16 protein-coding genes are annotated in these 18,111 nt (G+C 72.3%); 7 read left to right on the top strand and 9 right to left on the bottom strand.

The window, feature by feature from the left end:
- Window positions 1-8: 8 nt before the first annotated feature.
- Both F1734_RS12475 and ptsP read right to left on the bottom strand, forming a co-directional pair.
- Complete coding sequence (locus F1734_RS12475) at window positions 9-1,358, bottom strand: uracil-xanthine permease family protein (RefSeq protein ID WP_411741183.1); 1,350 nt, start codon at window positions 1,356-1,358, stop codon at window positions 9-11.
- Window positions 1,359-1,386: 28 nt separating this feature from the next.
- Window positions 1,387-3,072, bottom strand: a complete 1,686-nt coding sequence (gene ptsP, locus F1734_RS12470; protein WP_010592631.1) for a phosphoenolpyruvate--protein phosphotransferase — start codon at window positions 3,070-3,072, stop codon at window positions 1,387-1,389.
- A 138-nt stretch (window positions 3,073-3,210) separates the two neighbouring features.
- Between ptsP and F1734_RS12465 the strand changes: the two genes are divergently transcribed.
- Genes F1734_RS12465 through F1734_RS12450 form a run of 4 tightly spaced genes read left to right on the top strand, consistent with a single transcriptional unit; the run spans window position 3,211 to window position 7,338 of the window.
- On the top strand, window positions 3,211-3,978 hold the full coding sequence (locus F1734_RS12465) for a DeoR/GlpR family DNA-binding transcription regulator (RefSeq protein ID WP_010592632.1): 768 nt from the start codon (window positions 3,211-3,213) through the stop codon (window positions 3,976-3,978).
- On the top strand, window positions 3,975-4,991 hold the full coding sequence (locus tag F1734_RS12460) for a 1-phosphofructokinase family hexose kinase (protein ID WP_040271897.1): 1,017 nt from the start codon (window positions 3,975-3,977) through the stop codon (window positions 4,989-4,991). Before F1734_RS12465 ends, F1734_RS12460 begins: the two co-directional genes overlap by 4 nt.
- Before the next feature lie 9 nt (window positions 4,992-5,000).
- Window positions 5,001-7,043, top strand: coding sequence for a PTS fructose transporter subunit IIABC (locus F1734_RS12455; RefSeq protein ID WP_010592635.1), 2,043 nt, complete (start codon window positions 5,001-5,003; stop codon window positions 7,041-7,043).
- A 37-nt stretch (window positions 7,044-7,080) separates the two neighbouring features.
- Complete coding sequence (locus tag F1734_RS12450; protein ID WP_010592636.1) at window positions 7,081-7,338, top strand: HPr family phosphocarrier protein; 258 nt, start codon at window positions 7,081-7,083, stop codon at window positions 7,336-7,338.
- Window positions 7,339-7,340: 2 nt separating this feature from the next.
- Here the strand turns inward: F1734_RS12450 and F1734_RS12445 are convergent, their stop codons facing one another.
- The 5 genes from F1734_RS12445 to F1734_RS12425 all read right to left on the bottom strand — a co-directional run bounded on the left by F1734_RS12445 (window position 7,341) and on the right by F1734_RS12425 (window position 12,452).
- On the bottom strand, window positions 7,341-8,390 hold the full coding sequence (locus F1734_RS12445) for a hypothetical protein (protein ID WP_203011747.1): 1,050 nt from the start codon (window positions 8,388-8,390) through the stop codon (window positions 7,341-7,343).
- Window positions 8,390-9,838, bottom strand: coding sequence for a GTPase HflX (gene hflX / locus F1734_RS12440; RefSeq protein WP_010592638.1), 1,449 nt, complete (start codon window positions 9,836-9,838; stop codon window positions 8,390-8,392). Before hflX ends, F1734_RS12445 begins: the two co-directional genes overlap by 1 nt.
- Before the next feature lie 98 nt (window positions 9,839-9,936).
- Window positions 9,937-10,803 (bottom strand): diaminopimelate epimerase, encoded by an 867-nt coding sequence (dapF, locus tag F1734_RS12435; RefSeq protein WP_203011746.1) that lies wholly within the window; start codon window positions 10,801-10,803, stop codon window positions 9,937-9,939.
- A 9-nt stretch (window positions 10,804-10,812) separates the two neighbouring features.
- Window positions 10,813-11,748: a tRNA (adenosine(37)-N6)-dimethylallyltransferase MiaA gene (gene miaA, locus F1734_RS12430; RefSeq protein WP_010592640.1), complete on the bottom strand. Its 936-nt coding sequence runs from the start codon at window positions 11,746-11,748 to the stop codon at window positions 10,813-10,815.
- Entirely contained in the window at window positions 11,736-12,452 is a 717-nt protein-coding gene (locus F1734_RS12425; RefSeq protein WP_010592641.1) for a class III extradiol ring-cleavage dioxygenase family protein, read from the bottom strand. The genes miaA and F1734_RS12425 overlap by 13 nt, the downstream gene beginning before the upstream one ends.
- 151 nt (window positions 12,453-12,603) lie before the next feature.
- On the opposite strand from F1734_RS12425, the gene F1734_RS12420 reads away from it, so the two are divergent.
- The gene (locus tag F1734_RS12420; protein WP_203011744.1) at window positions 12,604-13,962 is read left to right on the top strand and encodes a DUF349 domain-containing protein; all 1,359 of its coding nucleotides are present in this window, start codon (window positions 12,604-12,606) and stop codon (window positions 13,960-13,962) included.
- 80 nt (window positions 13,963-14,042) lie between these two features.
- Here the strand turns inward: F1734_RS12420 and F1734_RS12415 are convergent, their stop codons facing one another.
- Window positions 14,043-14,651, bottom strand: a complete 609-nt coding sequence (locus F1734_RS12415) for an Rv2732c family membrane protein (RefSeq protein ID WP_040781726.1) — start codon at window positions 14,649-14,651, stop codon at window positions 14,043-14,045.
- On the bottom strand, window positions 14,648-16,195 hold the full coding sequence (gene miaB / locus F1734_RS12410) for a tRNA (N6-isopentenyl adenosine(37)-C2)-methylthiotransferase MiaB (RefSeq protein WP_203011862.1): 1,548 nt from the start codon (window positions 16,193-16,195) through the stop codon (window positions 14,648-14,650). The genes F1734_RS12415 and miaB overlap by 4 nt, the downstream gene beginning before the upstream one ends.
- Window positions 16,196-16,469: 274 nt before the next feature.
- Between miaB and F1734_RS12405 the strand changes: the two genes are divergently transcribed.
- Window positions 16,470-17,198, top strand: a complete 729-nt coding sequence (locus F1734_RS12405; RefSeq protein WP_203011861.1) for an amino acid ABC transporter ATP-binding protein — start codon at window positions 16,470-16,472, stop codon at window positions 17,196-17,198.
- Window positions 17,199-17,257: 59 nt separating this feature from the next.
- Window positions 17,258-18,091 (top strand): glutamate ABC transporter substrate-binding protein, encoded by an 834-nt coding sequence (locus tag F1734_RS12400; protein WP_003935629.1) that lies wholly within the window; start codon window positions 17,258-17,260, stop codon window positions 18,089-18,091.
- Window positions 18,092-18,111: the final 20 nt, after the last annotated feature.

Here is an 18,111-nt window from a genome sequence, read left to right as displayed (position 1 = left end):
AACGAGCGTTATTTGTGACCGGACACGCCGGGCGCTCGACGGCGCAGGTCCGCCGCGCGGCGCAGGAGCGGGTAGGCGATCAGGATGCCGATCGAACCCCACGCGATGCCGCCGAGCTCGACGGAGCCCACGGTGAGGGTGAGGTCGCCGATCCCGGCCACCAGCGCGGCGGCGGCCACCATGAGGTTGACCGGATCGGTGAAGTCGACCTTCGCCTCCATCCAGATCCGCACGCCGAGAATGCCGATCAGGCCGTACAGGACCAGGGTGGCGCCGCCGAGCACCCCGTCGGGGACGGTGAAGACGAGGGCCCCGAACTTCGGCGAGAAGGCGAGGACCACGGCGGTCGCGGCAGCCACCCAGTACGCCGCGGTCGAGTACACCCGCGTCGCGGCCATCACGCCGATGTTCTCCGCGTAGGTGGTGGTGCCCGAGCCGCCGCCGACCCCGGCGAGCGTCGTGGCCAGGCCGTCGGCGAGCAGCGCGTCGCCCGCGACGTCGTCGAGGTTGCGGCCGGTCATCGCCGCCACGGCCTTGACGTGGCCGACGTTCTCGGCGACGAGAACCACCACGACGGGCAGCGCCAGCAGCACCACGGAGAGCTCGAACGCCGGGGCGCGCAGTTCGGGCAGGCCGAACCATGCGGCGTCACGCAGGGCCGTGACGCGTTCCTCGGCGAGTCCGCCGGTGACGGCGGCGAATACCCAGCCGACGACGACGCCGACGAGAATGCCGAGACGGCCGACGAGTCCGGGGCCCAACACGGTGACGAGCAGGATGGCGGTCAGCGTGATCGCCGCGACGAGCGGCTGGGCTTCGAAGGACCCGACCGCGACCGGCGCGAGATTCAACCCGATGAGCGCGACGATCGCGCCGGTCACCACGGGGGGCATCAGTGCGTCGACGACGCGGGATCCCAGCGCCCTGACGACGAGTCCGACGAGGACGAGGGCGAGGCCCACGGCGACGATGCCGCCGAGCTGGGCGGCGGGGCCCTCCGCGGCCGAGGCCGTCAGCGGTGCGATGAACGCGAACGACGAGCCGAGGTAGCTCGGTACCCGGCCGCGGGTGATCAGCAGAAACAGGGCGGTGCCGACGCCGGAGAAGAGCAGCGTCGTGGTGACCGGGAAGCCGGTGATCGTCGGCACGAGCAGCGTCGCGCCGAACATGGCGACGACGTGCTGCATGCCGATGCCCACGGTGCGGGGCCAGGACAGTCGTTCGTCCGGGGCGACGACCTCGCCGTCGGCAACGCGACGCCCGTCGCCGTGCAGGGTCCAGCCCAACCCGGCCGTCCGTGTCCTCAGTTGTTCCTTCACAACGGGGAATGGTAGGCGCCCGCCCCGGTCCGGTCGCATCGGCTGCTCCCGGCGGCGATCGCGTCCGTCAGGCGAGTACGCGGGCCGCCGCGTCGCGGGCTTCCCCGGGGTCGACGGCGCGGAGCACCTCGTCCGCGGCCTCGCGGCAGCGGTCGAGGGTCACCGCGGCGAGTCGGGACCCGACACCGGCGACGGCCGCGGCCGCACACGACAGCGAGGTGACCCCCATGCCGGCCAGGACACAGCCGAGCAACGGGTCGGCGGCCGCCTCCCCGCACACCCCGACTCGCTTGCCGGCGGCGCGTCCGGCGGCGGCGGTGCGGGCGACCAGGGCCAGCACAGCCGGCTGCCACGGATCGGTGAGGGATGCGAGGTGGGGCGACATGCGGTCCGCGGCCATCGTGTACTGCGCGAGGTCGTTGGTGCCGATCGACAGGAAGTCGACGTGTTCGAGGAGACGTTCGGCGAGCAGCGCGGCGGCCGGCACCTCCACCATCACGCCGGGCACGAGCCCGCGGGCGCGGACGGCAGCGGCGAAGTGTGCGGTCTCGGCGACGGTCGCGATCATCGGTGCCATCACCCAGGGCTCGGTGCCCGTGCGCGCGGCCGCGGCGGCGACGGCGTCGAGCTGCCGGTCGAGCAGTCCCTCGGTGGCGTTCGCAATCCGGATGCCGCGCAACCCGAGTGCCGGGTTGTGCTCGTCGGGATGGTCGACGAAGCGCAGGGGCTTGTCGGAGCCCGCGTCGAGGGTCCGCAGGACGACCTTGCGGCCGGCGAAGGCGCTGAACACCTCGGCGTAGATCTCCGCCTGCTCCTCGACGGTGGGTTCGGTTTCCCGGTCCAGGAAGCACAGCTCGGTCCGGAACAGGCCGACTCCCTCTGCGGGGGTCGCGCGGGCCGCGCGGGCACCGGCGCCGTCCTGAACGTTGGCGAGGATCTCGACGCGATGCCCGTCCTCGGTGGCGCCCGGGCCGGCCCACGACGCGATGCGCGCCTGCTCGCTGCGGGCCGCGGCGACCGCAGCGGCCGCCTCTTCGGGGTCGGGATCGAGGCGGAGCTCACCGGCCGCGCCGTCGAGCAGGACGCGGACGCCGGCCGGGACGGTGTCGAGGTCGGCCGCCGCGACCACGCAGGGGATGCCGAGCTGGCGGGCGATGATCGCGGTGTGACTGGTGGGCCCGCCGAGGGTGGTGGCGAGTCCGATCACCCGGCTCGGGTCGAGGCCGGCGGTGTCGGCGGGGGCGAGGTCCTCCGCGAGCAGGATGGACGGCTCGTCGGGCAGGTCGAGGCCGGGTTCGGGATGGCCGGCGAGTTCGGCGATCACCCGGTCGCGGATGTCGAGAAGATCGGTGACGCGCTCGGCCATCAGCCCGCCGAGCTTGGTGAACATGTCCGCGAACTGGTCGGTGGCGCCGACTGCGGCCTCGATCGCGCCGGATCCGCTGCGGATCTTCGCGGCGACGGCGCCGAGCCACCCGCGGTCCTCGGCGAGCTGGGCGTTGGCGAGCAGAACCTCGGCGGCGGCGCCCGAGGCTCGCCCGGCGCGACTGCGCAGCCGCTCCGCGACCGCGCCGGCGGCGGCCCGGAAACGCTCGGCCTCGGCGTCGCGTGCGGTGTCCGGGATGCGCTCGAACGTGGTGGGGATCTGTGGCCGCGGGGCGGGGCGTACGACGGGCCCGTAGGCAACCCCGGGCACGACCGGCGTGCCCCGCACGATCGAGATCTCCGCCGCTGCGGGGATCGCCTTCTCCATGTCTCCTCCTCGCCGCCCGGTGTGTCGGGATGAGCCTCCGGGGTAATTCTGTGATCGAGATTACTCCGAACCATTGACATGTCAACACATACGGGCGTAAAACAACATGAAACAACATTCAGCGGCAAGGAGCCCGGCGTGTACGCAGAGGAACGGCAGCAGGCGATCGCCGAGTTGATCGGCCGGCGGGGACGGATGTCCGTCGCCGACCTGGCCACCCGCTTCCGCGTCACCACCGAGACCGTCCGCCGGGATCTGGCCCTGCTCGAACGGCTGGGACATGTGCGCCGTGTGCACGGCGGCGCCATCCCCACCGCTGCACTCACCGTCACCGAACCCGCACTGAACGAGCGCGAACACACCCACGCCGCGCAGAAGGACCGGATCGCAGCCGCGGCGGCCCGGTATCTCCCCGCCGCCGGCGGCAGCGTGGTGTTCGACGCCGGCACCACCACCGGCCGCCTGGTGGCGGCCCTGCCCGCCGACGTGGACCTCGAGGTGGTCACGAACTCGGTTCCCATCGCCGCGCGGCTCGCCGGACTCGGATCGGTGCGTCTGCACATGCTCGGCGGCCGGGTCCGCGGGATCACGCAGGCCACGGTCGGCGAGGATGCGCTGCGGTTCCTCCGCGCGCTGCACGTCGACGTCGCCTTCATCGGCACGAATGCACTCAGTGTCGGCCACGGCCTGTCCACTCCCGACCCGGACGAGGCCGCCGTCAAACGCGCGATGGTGCGCTGCGCCGACCGGGTCGTGGTCCTCGCCGACTCCTCCAAGATCGGCCGGCAGCACCTCATCAGCTTCGCCCCCGTCGACGCCGTGGACGTTCTCGTCACCGACACCGAGCTCGACGACACCGACTGCAAAGAACTCACCGACAACGGAATCGAGGTGGTGACGGCATGATCGTCACGCTGACCGCCAATCCGAGCCTGGACCGGACGGTGGCGCTGACGGGCCCCCTCGTCCGCGGCGCCGTGCACCGCGCCGCCGCCACCCGCGTGGACCCGGGTGGCAAGGGCGTCAACGTCGCCCGGGTGCTCCGCGCGGCCGGACGCCCGGTCCTGGCGGTCCTGCCGGGGAACACCGGCGACCCGCTGCTCACCGCGCTCGACGACCACGGCATCGGCTACCGCGCCGTGCCGACCGGGGGTCCCGCCCGCAGCAACATCACCGTCGCCGAGCCCGACGGCACCACCACCAAGTTCAACGAACCCGGGCCGGCGTACACGCAAGGCACCCTGGAGTCGCTGCGCCGGACCGTCGTGGACGCCGCCGCCGCCGCCCACTGGCTGGTGATGTCCGGATCCTTGCCACCCGGTGTGCCGACCGACTGGTACGCCGACCTCGTCCGCGCCGTCCGCGCCGCCGTTGACGGGTCCGCCTGCCGAATCGCCGTGGACACCTCCGAGTCGCCCCTGCTGGCGCTCGCGGCCGGGTTCCCGGACGCCGCACCCGATCTGCTCAAGCCGAACTCGGACGAGCTCGCACAGCTCACCGGCGCGGACGCCACCACCCTGGAATCGGCGGCGGCCGCCGGCGACACCGAACCCGTCGTCGCGGCAGGACGACGACTGGTCGAACGTGGCGTCGGGGCGGTACTGGCCACACTCGGCGCGGCGGGCGCGGTCCTGGTCACCGACGAGGGTGCGTGGCACGCAGTCCCCGGCCCCGTGACCGCGCGCAGCACCGTCGGCGCCGGCGACTCCTCCCTCGCCGGCTATCTCGTCGCGGAGCTGGCCGGACTCGATCCCGCCGAACGGCTCCGCCACGCCGTCGCATACGGCTCGGCAGCCGTGGCCCTGCCCGGCACCACGCTGCCCGGACCCGACGACGTCGCCACCGGCGCTGTCGAGGTCACCCCGATCCGTCCCCGCCCCCTCGGCACCCCCTCCCCGGTCCTCCCTCACCCCCAGTAAGGACACGCCATGCCAGACCTCGCCTCCGGCCCCGCCTCCGGACCCGCGATCATCGACGACGGCCTGATCGCACTCGACGCAGACCTCGGCGCCGACAAGGAGTCGGTCATCGCCGCGCTCGCCGCGCGGCTCGCCGACGCCGGCCGCGCCACCGACGCGGCGGCACTGACGGCCGCCGCCCTGGACCGGGAGGCCAAGTCGGCCACCGGCCTGCCGGGTGGGATCGCCATCCCGCACTGCCGCGCGGACGCCGTCGCCACCGCATCGCTCGGCTTCGCGCGGCTGTCCCCCAAGGTGGACTTCGGCGCCCCCGACGGACCCGCGGACCTCGTGTTCCTGATCGCCGCCCCGGAGGGGGCCGGTGCCGAGCACATGAAGCTGCTCTCCTCGCTCGCCCGGGCGCTCGTGCGGCCGGACTTCGTCGGTTCGCTGCGCGAGGCCGCCACCGCTGCGGACGTGGTCGCGCTGGTCGAGGGAGTGCTTCCGAAGCCGGCGCCGGCTACCGCTGCGGCCGCCGAGCCCACGCCGCCCGCCACCGAACCCACGCCGGCCCCCGCGACCGCCGAGCGCACCATCGTCGCCGTCACCGCCTGCCCGACGGGGATCGCCCACACCTACATGGCCGCCGACGCCCTCAAAGCCGCGGGTGAGCGCGCCGGAGTCACGGTGCGGGTCGAGACCCAGGGCTCGAGCGGCAGCACACCGCTGCCGGCGTCCGTGATCGCCGGCGCCGACGCCGTCATCTTCGCCACGGACGTCGGCGTGAAGAACCGGGAACGGTTCGCGGGCAAACCGCTCGTCGCCTCGGGTGTCAAACGAGCCATCAACGAGCCCGACGTGATGGTCGCCGAGGCGGTCCGCGCGGCGAAGGATCCGTCCGCGAGCACCGTCGACGCGGCCGCCGTCGCTGCCGCCGCCGACGAATCCTCGTCCGGCGAGGTGGGCTGGGGAGTTCGGTTACGGCAGATCCTGCTGACCGGCGTGAGCTACATGATTCCCTTCGTCGCGGCGGGCGGCCTGCTGATCGCTCTCGGCTTCCTGCTCGGCGGGTACGAGATCACCGAGCCCGCTGCCGACATCGTGGTGAACAACTCGCTCACCGACCTGCCGGACGGCGGCCTGCCCACCTACCTCGGCGCGGTGCTCTTCCAGCTCGGCTCGCTCGCGTTCTCGTTCCTGGTGCCCGCACTCGCCGGCTACATCGCCTTCGCGATCGCCGACCGGCCCGGTCTGGCACCCGGCTTCACCGCCGGCGCGGTCGCCGTGTTCGTCGGCGCCGGGTTCATCGGCGGCCTCGTCGGCGGCATCATCGCCGGCTTCGCCGCGCTGTGGGTGGGCCGCATCCCCGTCCCGGTGTGGGCGCGCGGCCTGATGCCGGTGGTGATCATTCCGCTGTTCGCGACCCTCGCCGTCGGCGCCCTGATGTTCCTCGTCCTCGGCAAGCCCCTCGCCGCGATCACCTCGGGCCTGACGAACTGGCTCAACGGCCTGTCCGGGAGCTCGGTCGTCATCCTGGGCGTGATCCTCGGCCTGATGATGTGCTTCGACCTCGGCGGCCCGGTCAACAAGGCCGCCTATGCGTTCGCCGTCGCCGGACTCGACGTCTCGAACAACGCATCGCTGCAGATCATGGCCGCCGTGATGGCCGCGGGCATGGTGCCGCCGCTGGCGATGGCGCTGTCGTCGACCCTGCGACCGGGGATCTACAGCACCGCCGAGCGGGAGAACGGCAAGGCCGCATGGCTGCTCGGGGCCTCGTTCATCTCCGAGGGCGCAATCCCGTTCGCGGCGGCGGACCCGCTGCGGGTTATCCCGTCCATGATGGCCGGCGGCGCCGTCACCGGCGCCCTGGTGATGGCGACCGGGACGACCCTCAGCGCCCCGCACGGCGGCATCTTCGTGTTCTTCGCCATCGGCAATCTGCTGTGGTTCCTCGTCGCCCTCGCCGCCGGCACCGTCGTGGGTGCGCTCTGCGTGACCCTGGCCAAGGAGGTGCACCGACCCGCCCACCTGCGCAGCAGCGACACCGCGGCCCAGCCTGCCGTCGCCTGATCCGATCGACGACCGTCCCTACCCCGAAGGAGTTCTCATGCCCAGCACCACCGTCACCGTCGGCTCGTCCATCGGCCTGCATGCCCGGCCTGCCGGCATCATCGCCGAAGCCGTGGTCGCCGCCGGAGTCCCGGTGACCCTCGCCGTGGACGGCGGCGAACCCGTCGACGCGGGCTCGGCGCTGCTCGTCATGACGCTCGGCGCCACCCAGGGCACCGAGGTCACCGTCACCAGCGACGACGCCGACGTGCTCGCCCGCATCGCCGAACTGGTGGCCGCGGACCTCGACGCCTGACCTCAGCCGCGGCGGCGGCGCGACGACCGTCGCCACAGCCCGCCCGCAGCGGCGGCGACCACCACGATGCCCGCGGCGATCGCCGCGGGCATCGCGCCGCGCGGGGTCCGCACCGGCTCCGGCGCGGCCACGGGCCGGAAGAGGGTCACCACGTCACGCCACACCCGCGCGGGCGGCAGGGCACCACCGGCGGATTCGGACGCGGTCAGCAGGTCCCCGTCCGCGGTGAAGGCCACCGCCTCGCCCTGTGGTTCGCCGGGCACCGGCACCCGCAGGGACGGTCCCGCCGCGAGCGCGGCCGCGACGTCGCCGTCGGGGGCATGGAAGAGGTGGACATCGGTGTACGTGCGTACCGCGGCGACGGTGCCGTCGGGACTGATCGCGCCGCCGGTGATCAACGTCGAGGACGCCCCGCCGACGGGGCCACCGGGGGTGTCCGTGGGACCGAGGGTGACGGTCCCGATGCGTTCGAGAGGGACCGGACCCGGCTCGGGCAGCTCGTCCACGCTTCGTCCGCCGGCCGGCCGGTAAAGGCCGGCGCTGCCGAACAGGGGCTTGGAGACGATCAGCGGCACCCCGTCGCGGGGGACGAGCAGCGTCTCCGCATCGCGTGGGCCGTCGGGGTAGGCGAGCCGGTGCAGACTCCCCGCGCCGGTCTGCGGGTCGACCGAGATCAACGCGACGGTGTCGCGTGCGGCGCGATTGTCGCCGAGGTCGCCGAGCCAGAGCCGGCCGTCCGGACCCGCGGCCAGGTCCTCCACGTCGTACGGGTCGACGGCCGGCGGGATGCGTCGCAGCACCGCACAGTCGTCCCCCAGCTCGAAGACCGCCTCGTCGGCACCGGCGTCCGGCACCGCGAACAGTCGCCCCCCGGCGACGGCCAGGCCCGACAGTTCCGCGAGGGCAGGATCGGCGGGGGTGCACAACACTTTCCCGTCGACCTCGGCGGCCGGGGCGGTGGTCTGCGCCGCGGCGACCGGGGCGGTGGTCTGCGCCGCGGCGGCCGGCGACGACACCGTCGCGACCACCAGGGCGACGAGAGCGCCGCGCACTAGGCGGCGTACTCGACCAGGGCCGACGCGAGGGCCCGCGGCACGCGGGCGTGCACGCGCGTACCGTCCACCTCGTGCGCGGAGGTCAGGACCTGCCCGTCCGAGTGGATCCGCGCGAGCAGGTCCCCTCGTGTGTACGGCAGCAGCACCTTCACCTCGACGTCCGGGTGTTCGAGCAGCGCGGCGAGGTGCTCGCGCAGATCGTCGAGTCCCGCGCCGCTGCGCGCCGAGACGAACACCGCGTCGGGGAGCAGGGCACGCAGTTCGGCGACGGTCAGCGGGTCTGCGGCGTCGACCTTGTTCACCACGATGAGCTCGGGCGGCGGCGGCGCGTCGGACTCGCGCAGCACGTCGGTGATCACCTCGCGCACCGCCTTGATCTGGTCGGTCGGCAGCGGGTCGGACCCGTCGACGACGTGCAGCAGCAGGTCCGCGTCCGTGACCTCCTCGAGGGTCGACCGGAACGCCTCGACGAGCTGGGTCGGCAGGTGCCGCACGAACCCGACGGTGTCGGTGAGCACGTACTCGCGCCCGTCCGGGAGTTCGGCCCGGCGGGTGGTCGGATCGAGCGTCGCGAACAACGCGTTCTGCACCAGCACACCGGAACCGGTGAGCTTGTTGAGCAGGCTCGACTTGCCGGCATTGGTGTAGCCGACGATCGCGACCGACGGGATGCGGTTGCGCATCCGCCGGGTGCGTTTGGTGTCGCGAACGGACTTCATCGCCTTGATCTCGCGGCGCAGCTTGGCCATCCGCTCGCGGATACGGCGACGGTCCGTCTCGATCTTCGTCTCGCCGGGACCACGCAGGCCCACGCCCCCGTTGCTGCCGGCACGGCCACCGGCCTGCCGCGACATCGATTCGCCCCAGCCTCGCAGCCGCGGCAGCATGTACTCCATCTGCGCGAGCGATACCTGCGCCTTGCCCTCGCGGGAGGTCGCGTGCTGGGCGAAGATGTCGAGGATCAGCGCGGTGCGGTCGATGACCTTCACCTTGACGATCTTCTCCAGGGCGGTCAGCTGCGCGGGGGTGAGCTCGCCGTCGCAGATGACGGTGTCGGCGCCGGTGGCCAGAACCACCTGGCGCAGTTCCTCGGCCTTGCCGGAACCGATGTAGGTCGCGGCGTCGGGACGGTCCCGGCGCTGGATCAGGCCCTCGAGCACCTGGGAACCGGCGGTCTCGGCCAGGGCGGCGAGCTCGGCGAGACTCGCCTCGGCCTGAACCGCGGTGCCTCCGGTCCAGACCCCGACGAGCACGACCCGTTCGAGGCGCAGCTGCCGGTACTCGACCTCGGTGATGTCCTCGAGTTCGGTGGACAACCCAGCGACGCGGCGCAGGGCGCTGCGGTCCTCGAGTTGCATCTCGCCGACCGACGGGTCGGCGGCGGCCCAGCCGGGGACGCGGTCCGTGTCGCCGGTGGCCGATTCGTTTCGTCGTGTGTTCGTCATACACGACCATCGTCCCACTTCGGGCGCGCGGACGCATGCGACTTTCCCGGTGTCCGCGCAGGGCGAAACCGTGCGACGACGCGGCGTCGCCGTGACAGTCAGTCCAGGCCGTCCCACCAGTGATCGCCGATCGTGCCCGACGCGACCAGCACCGAGGGGCCACGCAGCGCGGCCCGGCCGTCCTCGAGGCGCACCTGCACCGCCCCGCCGGGGACGTGCACCCGGACGGTGCCGGAGTCGGCGCCGTCGAAGCGCAGCGCCGCCGCGGCGGCGGCGACCGTGCCGGTGCCGCAGGACCGGGTCTCGCCCACCCCCCGCTCGTACACCCGCATGTCCACCGCGCCCGCGGCGATCGGGGTGAGGAACTCGATGTTGACGCCCTGGGGAAAGAAGCCGGGGTCGAAACCCGGACCGGACAGGTCGAGGGCGGCCAGGGTCGCCGCGGTCAGGTGCGGATCGACGCAGGCCAGATGCGGGTTCCCGACGTCGATGCCCAGACCGCGGTACACCCGGCCTTCGATGGTCGCGGTCGACTCCCCCAGCTCGCGCACCACGCCCATGTCGACGGTGACCTCGCCGTGCGTCGCGTCGGCGCTGTGCACCTGCACCGGCTTGCCGCCGGCGCGACTGCCGACGACGAACGCGTCACGCGATTCGAACCCGCCGGCGGTGACGAAGTGCGCGAACACCCGCACCCCGTTGCCGCACATCTCCGCGATCGACCCGTCGGCGTTGCGATAGTCCATGAACCAGTCGTCGGCGGCCGTCCCCTCCGGCAACGCGGGCAGGACCCCCGCGTCGACGAGCGCCCCGGCCCGCGCCACCCGCAGGACCCCGTCGGCGCCGAGACCACGACGACGGTCGCACAACGCCGCCACCCGCTTCGGCTCGAGGGAAATCCGCACCTCCGGATCGGGAAGGATCACGAAGTCGTTCTCGGTGCCGTGGCCCTTGCTGAAGTCCATGCCGCCACCTTAACGACGGTCCGCCCCGGCGAGAACTCGAAGCGCCGCGTCCCGCAGCGCAGGATCGGCGCCGTCGATCCAGTGCACCCGTGGGTCCCGGCGGAACCACGAGCGTTGCCGGCGCACATAGCGCCGGGTGCCGATGAAGGTGCGCTCCCGCGCGTGTGCGAGGTCGCACTCCCCGGCCAGGTACTCGAGTACCTGCGCGTACCCGATCGCCCGGCGAGCCGTGACCCCCTCGCGCAGCCCCCGTTCGCACAGCGCCGCGACCTCGTCGACCAACCCCTGCTCGAACATCCGGTCCGTGCGCCGCGCGATCCGGTCGTCGAGCGCCGCGGTGTCCCGGTCCACCCCGAGCACGACCGTCCCCCATCTGGGTTCGCCGATCTGCGGCTGCGACGCCGCGAACGGCGCCCCGGTGAGTTCGACGACCTCGAGTGCGCGGACCATGCGGCGACCGTCGGTGGGCAGGATCGTCGCCGCGGCCACCGGGTCGGCCCGGCGGAGCGCGTCGTGCACCGCGGCCACCCCCTCGTCGGCGAGCAGCGCCTCCCACTTGGCGCGGACCTGCGGATCCGTCGCGGGGAACTGCCACTCGTCGAGGAGCGCCTGGACGTACATCATCGAGCCGCCGACGATGATCGGCACGACGCCGCGCGACCGGATCGCCTCCACGTCGGCGGTCGCGGCCTGTTGATACCGCGCGACCGTGGCAGTCTCGGTGACGTCGAGGACGTCGAGCTGATGATGGGCGATGCCGCGGCGCTCGCCGACGGCGAGCTTGGCGGTGCCGATGTCCATGCCGCGGTACTGCTGCATCGCGTCGATGTTGACGATCTCCCCGCCGAGTTCCTCGGCGAGATCCAGGCCCAGGTCGGACTTTCCGGTGGCCGTCGGGCCGACGACGGCGACCGGGCGGACGGGGTCGACGCTCACGGCCGCCACATCCCCACGTGGTATCCGACCCCGTACGGCGCGCTGCTGTGGGTCGTGGCGGCCGACGCCGGTCCCTCGGGACCGAACACCGCGGCCAGCACCTGCCAGGCCGCGCGGCCGTCGCAGACCGTTTCGGCGCAGAGTGCCGGGTCGAGCGCGGCGAGGGCGGCGACGTCGCCGACCGCGAGGGCGACGCCGAGCGCCTCGTCCAGGTTCTGCGCCTCGGGACGGTAGGAGCCGGGAGACTTCGCGGTGAGCGTGGCGGGACCGTCGGCCACCACGAGCAGTGCCGTCGGGGTGCGGTCCGCGTCCAGGGTGCTGCGCAGCTGCCGCCCGAGCCGGGCGCAGTCCTGCGGGGTCGTCCCGGCCGGCACGACGTGCGTGGTGGCGCGCACGACCGGTGCGGTCCGGTCGCGCAGCCAGCCCGCGATCAGCGCCGGCAGCGGCAGCTGCGGATCGGGGGTCCCCGTGGCCGCCGGCCCGAGCGCGACGACCAGGTCGACGCCGAAGCCACGGAACGTTCCGACGGCGGTGTCCGGGACGTCCGTGGCGTCCGTGCCCGCACCGACGACGACCCACCGTGCCGCGGCACGCAGCTCCGTCCCGACGGCGAGCACGGCGGCGCGCAGGTCGGCGGTCTCGGCGGCCGCGGAGCCGGTCAGCTCGGGAACGAGCAGGGGCGGGGACGGCACGAACGCCGCGGCGATCAACACACGGGCCACCGTAGTCGACCCGACCCGCCGACTCGCGGCCGTGCGACCTGTTTCAATAGTGGGCGGGCGTGGTCTCGGAGCGACCTCCGCGGCCCGACCACGCGAACCAATGCGACCAGGCAGCCGTGCCGCGCGGCAGAGATGAGGACCGATGACCGACCCGAACGCAACCCAGGAATCCCGCGCTCCGAAGCCGGGCGCCCCCAAACCGGGTCGGCAGCGGCCGGCCGCCGAGACCTCGGCTCCCAAACCGCACCCGGCTGCCCATCCCCACCCGCAGCCCACCGTTCCGGCCAGCGATCCGAGCCGGTGGGGCCGCGTCGACGAGGACGGCACGGCGTGGGTGAAGACCGCCGAGGGCGAGCGGTGCATCGGGTCCTGGCAGGCGGGCGACGCCGCCGAAGGTCTGGCTCACTTCGGCCGCCGGTACGACGACCTTGCGACCGAGGTGGCGATCCTCGAGTCGCGTCTGAGCTCGGGCACCGGCGATGCGAAGAAGACCCGGGCGGCCGCCCAGTCGCTCGCCGAGTCCCTTCCCACCGCCGCCGTGATCGGTGACCTCGACACCCTCGCCGCACGGCTTGCGGCGATCGTGGCGGACTCCGAGAAGGCGGCCGTCGCCGCGAAGCAGGAGAAGGAGCATCAGCGGGCAGCGGCCACCGCCCGTAAGGAGGCGCTCGCGGCGGAGGCCGAGCAGATCGGCGCCGAGTCGACGCAGTGGAAGGCCGCCGGTGACCGGTTGCGCGAAATCCTCGAGGAGTGGAAGACGATCCGCGGCGTGGACCGCAAGGTCGACGACGCCCTGTGGCGGCGCTATTCGAAGGCCCGGGAGGCGTTCAACCGCCGGCGGGGCGCGCACTTCGCCGAACTGGACCGTGAGCGTGCCGCGGCCCGGACCCGCAAGGAGGAACTCGTGGCGCGGGCCGAGGAACTGCAGGACTCGACGGACTGGGGCGCGACGGCGGCCGCCTTCCGTGAACTGCTGTCGGAGTGGAAGGCGGCCGGCCGCGCCCCGCGCGAGGCCGACGATCAGCTGTGGAAGCGGTTCAAGGGCGCCCAGGACGTGTTCTTCGCCGCCCGCAACGCCGCCGCCTCGGAGCGGGACGCCGAGTTCGAGGAGAACGCACGGGCGAAGGAGGCGCTGCTGCAGTCGGCGGCGTCGATCGATCCGTCGGCGGACATCGACGCCGCCCGGGCCCGGCTTCGCGAACTGCAGGACCGGTGGGAGGAGATCGGCAAGGTCCCGCGGGAACGCATGCACGACCTCGAGGGCCGGCTGCGGGCGATCGAGAAGCGGGTCCGCGAGGCCGCCGAGTCCGAGTGGCGGCGTACCGACCCGGAGGCACTGGCCCGGGCCGCCCAGTTCCGGGAGCGTGTGCGCCAGTTCGAGGAGCAGGCGGCCAAGGCCACCGCGGCGGGCCGCCCGAAGGACGCCGAGAGCGCGCTCGCGCAGGCGCAGCAGTGGCGGGAATGGGCCGACGCCGCGGAGGGCGCCGTCGGGGAGCGGTGAACCCCGGACACGACTGAACCCCGGACACGACGGTGCCCCGGCTCGTTCGAGCCGGGGCACCGTCGGATGCCGGGGGACGGTCAGTCGTCGAGCAGGCCCTTGTTCTCCTGCCGGGCCGCCGCGTCACGCAGTTCCGCCTCGGCGGCGAGCTGGAGCGAAGTGCGCGTCCACACCACCTTCGCCCAGTGGAAGGTGAGCACCATGAGGGCGAACCAGCCCAGGATCAGGCCGATGCCCGGTCCGGCTCCCTGGTCGCCGACGGGCAGGGTCTGCCTCGTCCAGATCGAGAGCATGCCGAACACGATCGACACCGCGGAGCCGGCCAGCGCCAGCCACGCCAGCACCCATCGGCGGGTGACGAGCGCCAGGATGGCGAAGATCGCGCCGAAGACCAGGGCGAGCCACACGAAGATGCGGGACGGCAGGGCGATGGACTCGGCGGTCGCATCGGGGGCGAAGGACAGCACCTCCCACGCGTTCGCTGCCCCGGCGTGGGGCAGGCTGAACGAGCCGAGCAGCACGAGCACCGCGACCGCGACGACGAGCGCCCGGGCGCCCGGGTCGATCTCACCGGCGATCTTGCGTTCCGCCGCTTCGAGGTCGGCACGGACTTCGTCCATCGGATCCCTTCCGTCGTTCCCGGCGCCGTCGCCGGGGGTTCTGCCCTCGTCGGGGCCGCCCGCCGTCATGCGCCGCATCCCGTCGGGGCCGGCAGCGGTTCGGGCGCACCGATCTGCGGGAGGCCGAGCCCGACACCGATGGGCGGTGTCTTGGGTGTGCGGCCCTGCTCGAACCGGTCGCCCGCGCGGGTGCGCCGGTGGGCCAGGATCGGGGTGTCCGCGACGAGATGATGGGGAGCCGCGTCGCTGACGACGACGGTGACGATGTCCCCGGGGCGGACCGCACGGTCGACGTTCCCCGCGGGCCGGAAGTGTACGAGCCGGCCGTCACGGGCGCGACCGCTCATGCGGGCGGTCTCGGCGTCCTTGCGGCCTTCCCCGGCGGCGACGAGCAGTTCGACCTCCGCACCCACGAGTGCGTGGTTTCCCTCGAGGGTGATCCGCTCCTGCAGGGCGATGAGCCGTTCGTACCGTTCCTGGACCACGGCCTTGGGCAGCTGGCCGTCCATCTCCGCGGCGGGGGTGCCGGGGCGCTTGGAGTACTGGAACGTGAAGGCGCTGGTGAATCGGGCCTTCTCGACGACGTCGAGGGTTTCCTGGAAGTCGTCCTCGGTCTCGCCGGGGAATCCGACGATGATGTCGGTGGTGATCGCCGCGTGCGGCATGGCCGCACGCACCTTCTCGATGATCCCGAGGAACCGCTCCTTGCGGTACGACCGTCGCATTGCGCGCAGGACGCGGTCCGAACCCGACTGCAGCGGCATGTGCAGCTGCGGGCACACGTTGGGGGTCTCGGCCATCGCCTCGATGACGTCGTCGGTGAACTCCGCGGGGTGCGGGGAGGTGAACCGGACCCGTTCGAGGCCCTCGATGTCGCCGCACGCGCGCAGCAGCGCGGCGAACGCGCCGCGGTCACGGGGCTGTTCGGGGTCCGCGAACGAGCGGCCGTAGGAGTTGACGTTCTGCCCGAGCAGGGTCACCTCGAGCACACCTTCGTCGACGAGCGCACGGACCTCGGCGAGGATGTCACCGGGCCGGCGGTCCACCTCCTTGCCACGCAGCGACGGGACGATGCAGAAGGTGCAGGTGTTGTTGCAGCCGACGGAGATCGACACCCACCCGGCGTAGCTGGACTCGCGTCGGGCGGGCAGGGTCGAGGGGAATGCCTCGAGGGATTCGAGGATCTCCACTTCGGCGCGGCGGTTGTGCCGGGCACGGTCGAGTAGTGCCGGCAGACTGCCGATGTTGTGCGTGCCGAACACGACGTCGACCCACGGCGCCTTCTTCACGACGACCTCGCGGTCCTTCTGGGCGAGGCACCCGCCGACGGCGATCTGCATGTTCGGATTGGCGTCCTTGACCGGCCGCAGATGGCTCAGGTTGCCGTAGAGCTTGTTGTCGGCATTCTCACGTACCGCGCAGGTGTTGAAGACCACGAGGTCGGCGGCCGCACCCGGCCCGGCCTTGACGAATCCGGAGTCCTCGAGCAAGCCGGACAGGCGCTCGGAGTCGTGCACGTTCATCTGGCAGCCATAGGTGCGCACCTCGTAGGTGCGGGCGCCGGCCTCGACGGTCGCGTCGAGGGCGGCCGGGGCGCTGGGTTCACGGTCGATCGATGACACGTCTCAGCCTAGCTCACGGGCCGGGCCGGGCCCGAAATGGGCCGAGGGAAACAACGCCAAGGGAAACAACTTAGTCCATCGCCGGTCGCCGCGGGGCGAACCGGCTCCGGCCTTTCGGCGCCGACCGTAAATTTTCCATTACGCAGTCCGAACTCGGCTTCCGAAAGTTGCTGCACGGCGGCACGGGCAGCATAGGGTTCTGTCCATGACACCAGCGGCGGTCGAATCCGAGAAGCCCTCCGGCTCGGCGGGCGGCGCACCCCCGATGATCTCGATGTCGGAGGTGCAGAAGCACTTCGGAGCCCTGCACGTGCTGCAGGACATCAATCTGGAGGTACCTGCGGGGCAGGTCGTGATCGTGGTCGGGCCGTCCGGGTCGGGCAAGTCCACCCTGTGCCGGACCATCAACCGGCTCGAGCCGATCGACTCGGGCGAGATCCGGGTGGACGGGAAGGTGCTTCCCGCGGAAGGCAAGGCGCTCGCGGCGCTGCGAGCCGACGTGGGCATGGTGTTCCAGTCGTTCAACCTGTTCGCGCACAAGACGATCCTCGAGAACGTCATGCTCGCCCCGGTGAAGGTGCGGCGCAAGGGCAAGAACGATGCCAAGGAGCAGGCCCTGCAGCTTCTCGACCGCGTCGGCATCGCCAACCAGGCGGAGAAGTATCCCGCCCAGCTCTCGGGCGGGCAGCAGCAGCGTGTCGCGATCGCGCGGGCCCTGGCGATGAGCCCGAAGGTCATGCTGTTCGACGAACCGACGTCGGCGCTGGATCCCGAGATGGTCCAGGAGGTGCTCGACGTCATGACGTCGCTGGCCCGGGAGGGCATGACGATGCTCGTCGTCACCCACGAGATGGGTTTCGCCCGCAAGGCCGGCAACCGCGTGCTGTTCATGGCGGACGGGCAGATCGTCGAGGACACCGATCCCGACACGTTCTTCACCGCACCCAAGTCCGCCCGCGCCCAGGATTTCCTCGGCAAGATCCTCAGTCACTGACCCGGCGTCGCAGCTGCACCCGATCCGGGGCGGCACCACCCACAACACGGAGGTACTCGATGAGAATCACCCGCTCGGTTCGCCTGGGCATCGGCGCTGTCGCCGTCGCTGTGCTCGCCACCGCGTGTGGCGGAGACGAGCAGCGCAGTGTGTCGCAGTCCGCCGAGAGCGGCTCCCTCGTCGTCGGCATCAAGTTCGACCAGCCCGGACTCGGGTTGCGCAACCCCGACGGCACCTTCAGCGGGTTCGATGTCGAGGTCGCGAAGTACGTCGGGCAGCAGCTGGGGGTGGCGCCGGAGAACATCGAGTTCAAGGAGGCTCCGTCCCCGCAGCGCGAGACCCTCATCGAGAACGGTGAGGTCGACTACATCGTCGCCACCTACTCGATCACCGACGCGCGCAAGGAGAAGGTCGACTTCGCCGGGCCGTACTTCATCGCAGGCCAGTCGCTGCTCGTGCGGGCCGACAACACCGACATCACCGGACCGGAGTCGCTCAGCGGTGGTAAGCGGCTGTGCTCGGTGGCCGGTTCCACTCCCGCCCAGAACGTCAAGGACACCTACGCGCAGGATGTGCAGCTGCAGGAGTTCGACACGTACTCCGCTTGCGTGGAGGCGCTGCGCAACGGCGCGGTCGACGCCGTGACCACCGACGACATCATCCTCGCCGGTTACGCGGCGCAGTACCCGGGCCAGCTGAAGGTCGTGGGCGAGCCGTTCACCGAGGAGCGCTACGGCATCGGCCTGGCCAAGGGTGACACCGAGTCCCGCAATCAGCTCAACGACGCGATCGAAGAGATGATCGCGAGCGGTGCCTGGCAGGCGGCCCTCGAGTCCACGGTCGGTCCGTCCGGCTACCCGTTGCCGGAGCCGCCGCAGGTCGACCGCTACTGACCGTCCCATGCCGTCCGGCC

This window comes from Rhodococcus ruber, from assembly GCF_016804345.1.
In the GTDB taxonomy this organism is placed as follows: domain Bacteria; phylum Actinomycetota; class Actinomycetes; order Mycobacteriales; family Mycobacteriaceae; genus Rhodococcus; species Rhodococcus ruber.
This window is presented reverse-complemented; position numbering and strand designations above follow the sequence as displayed.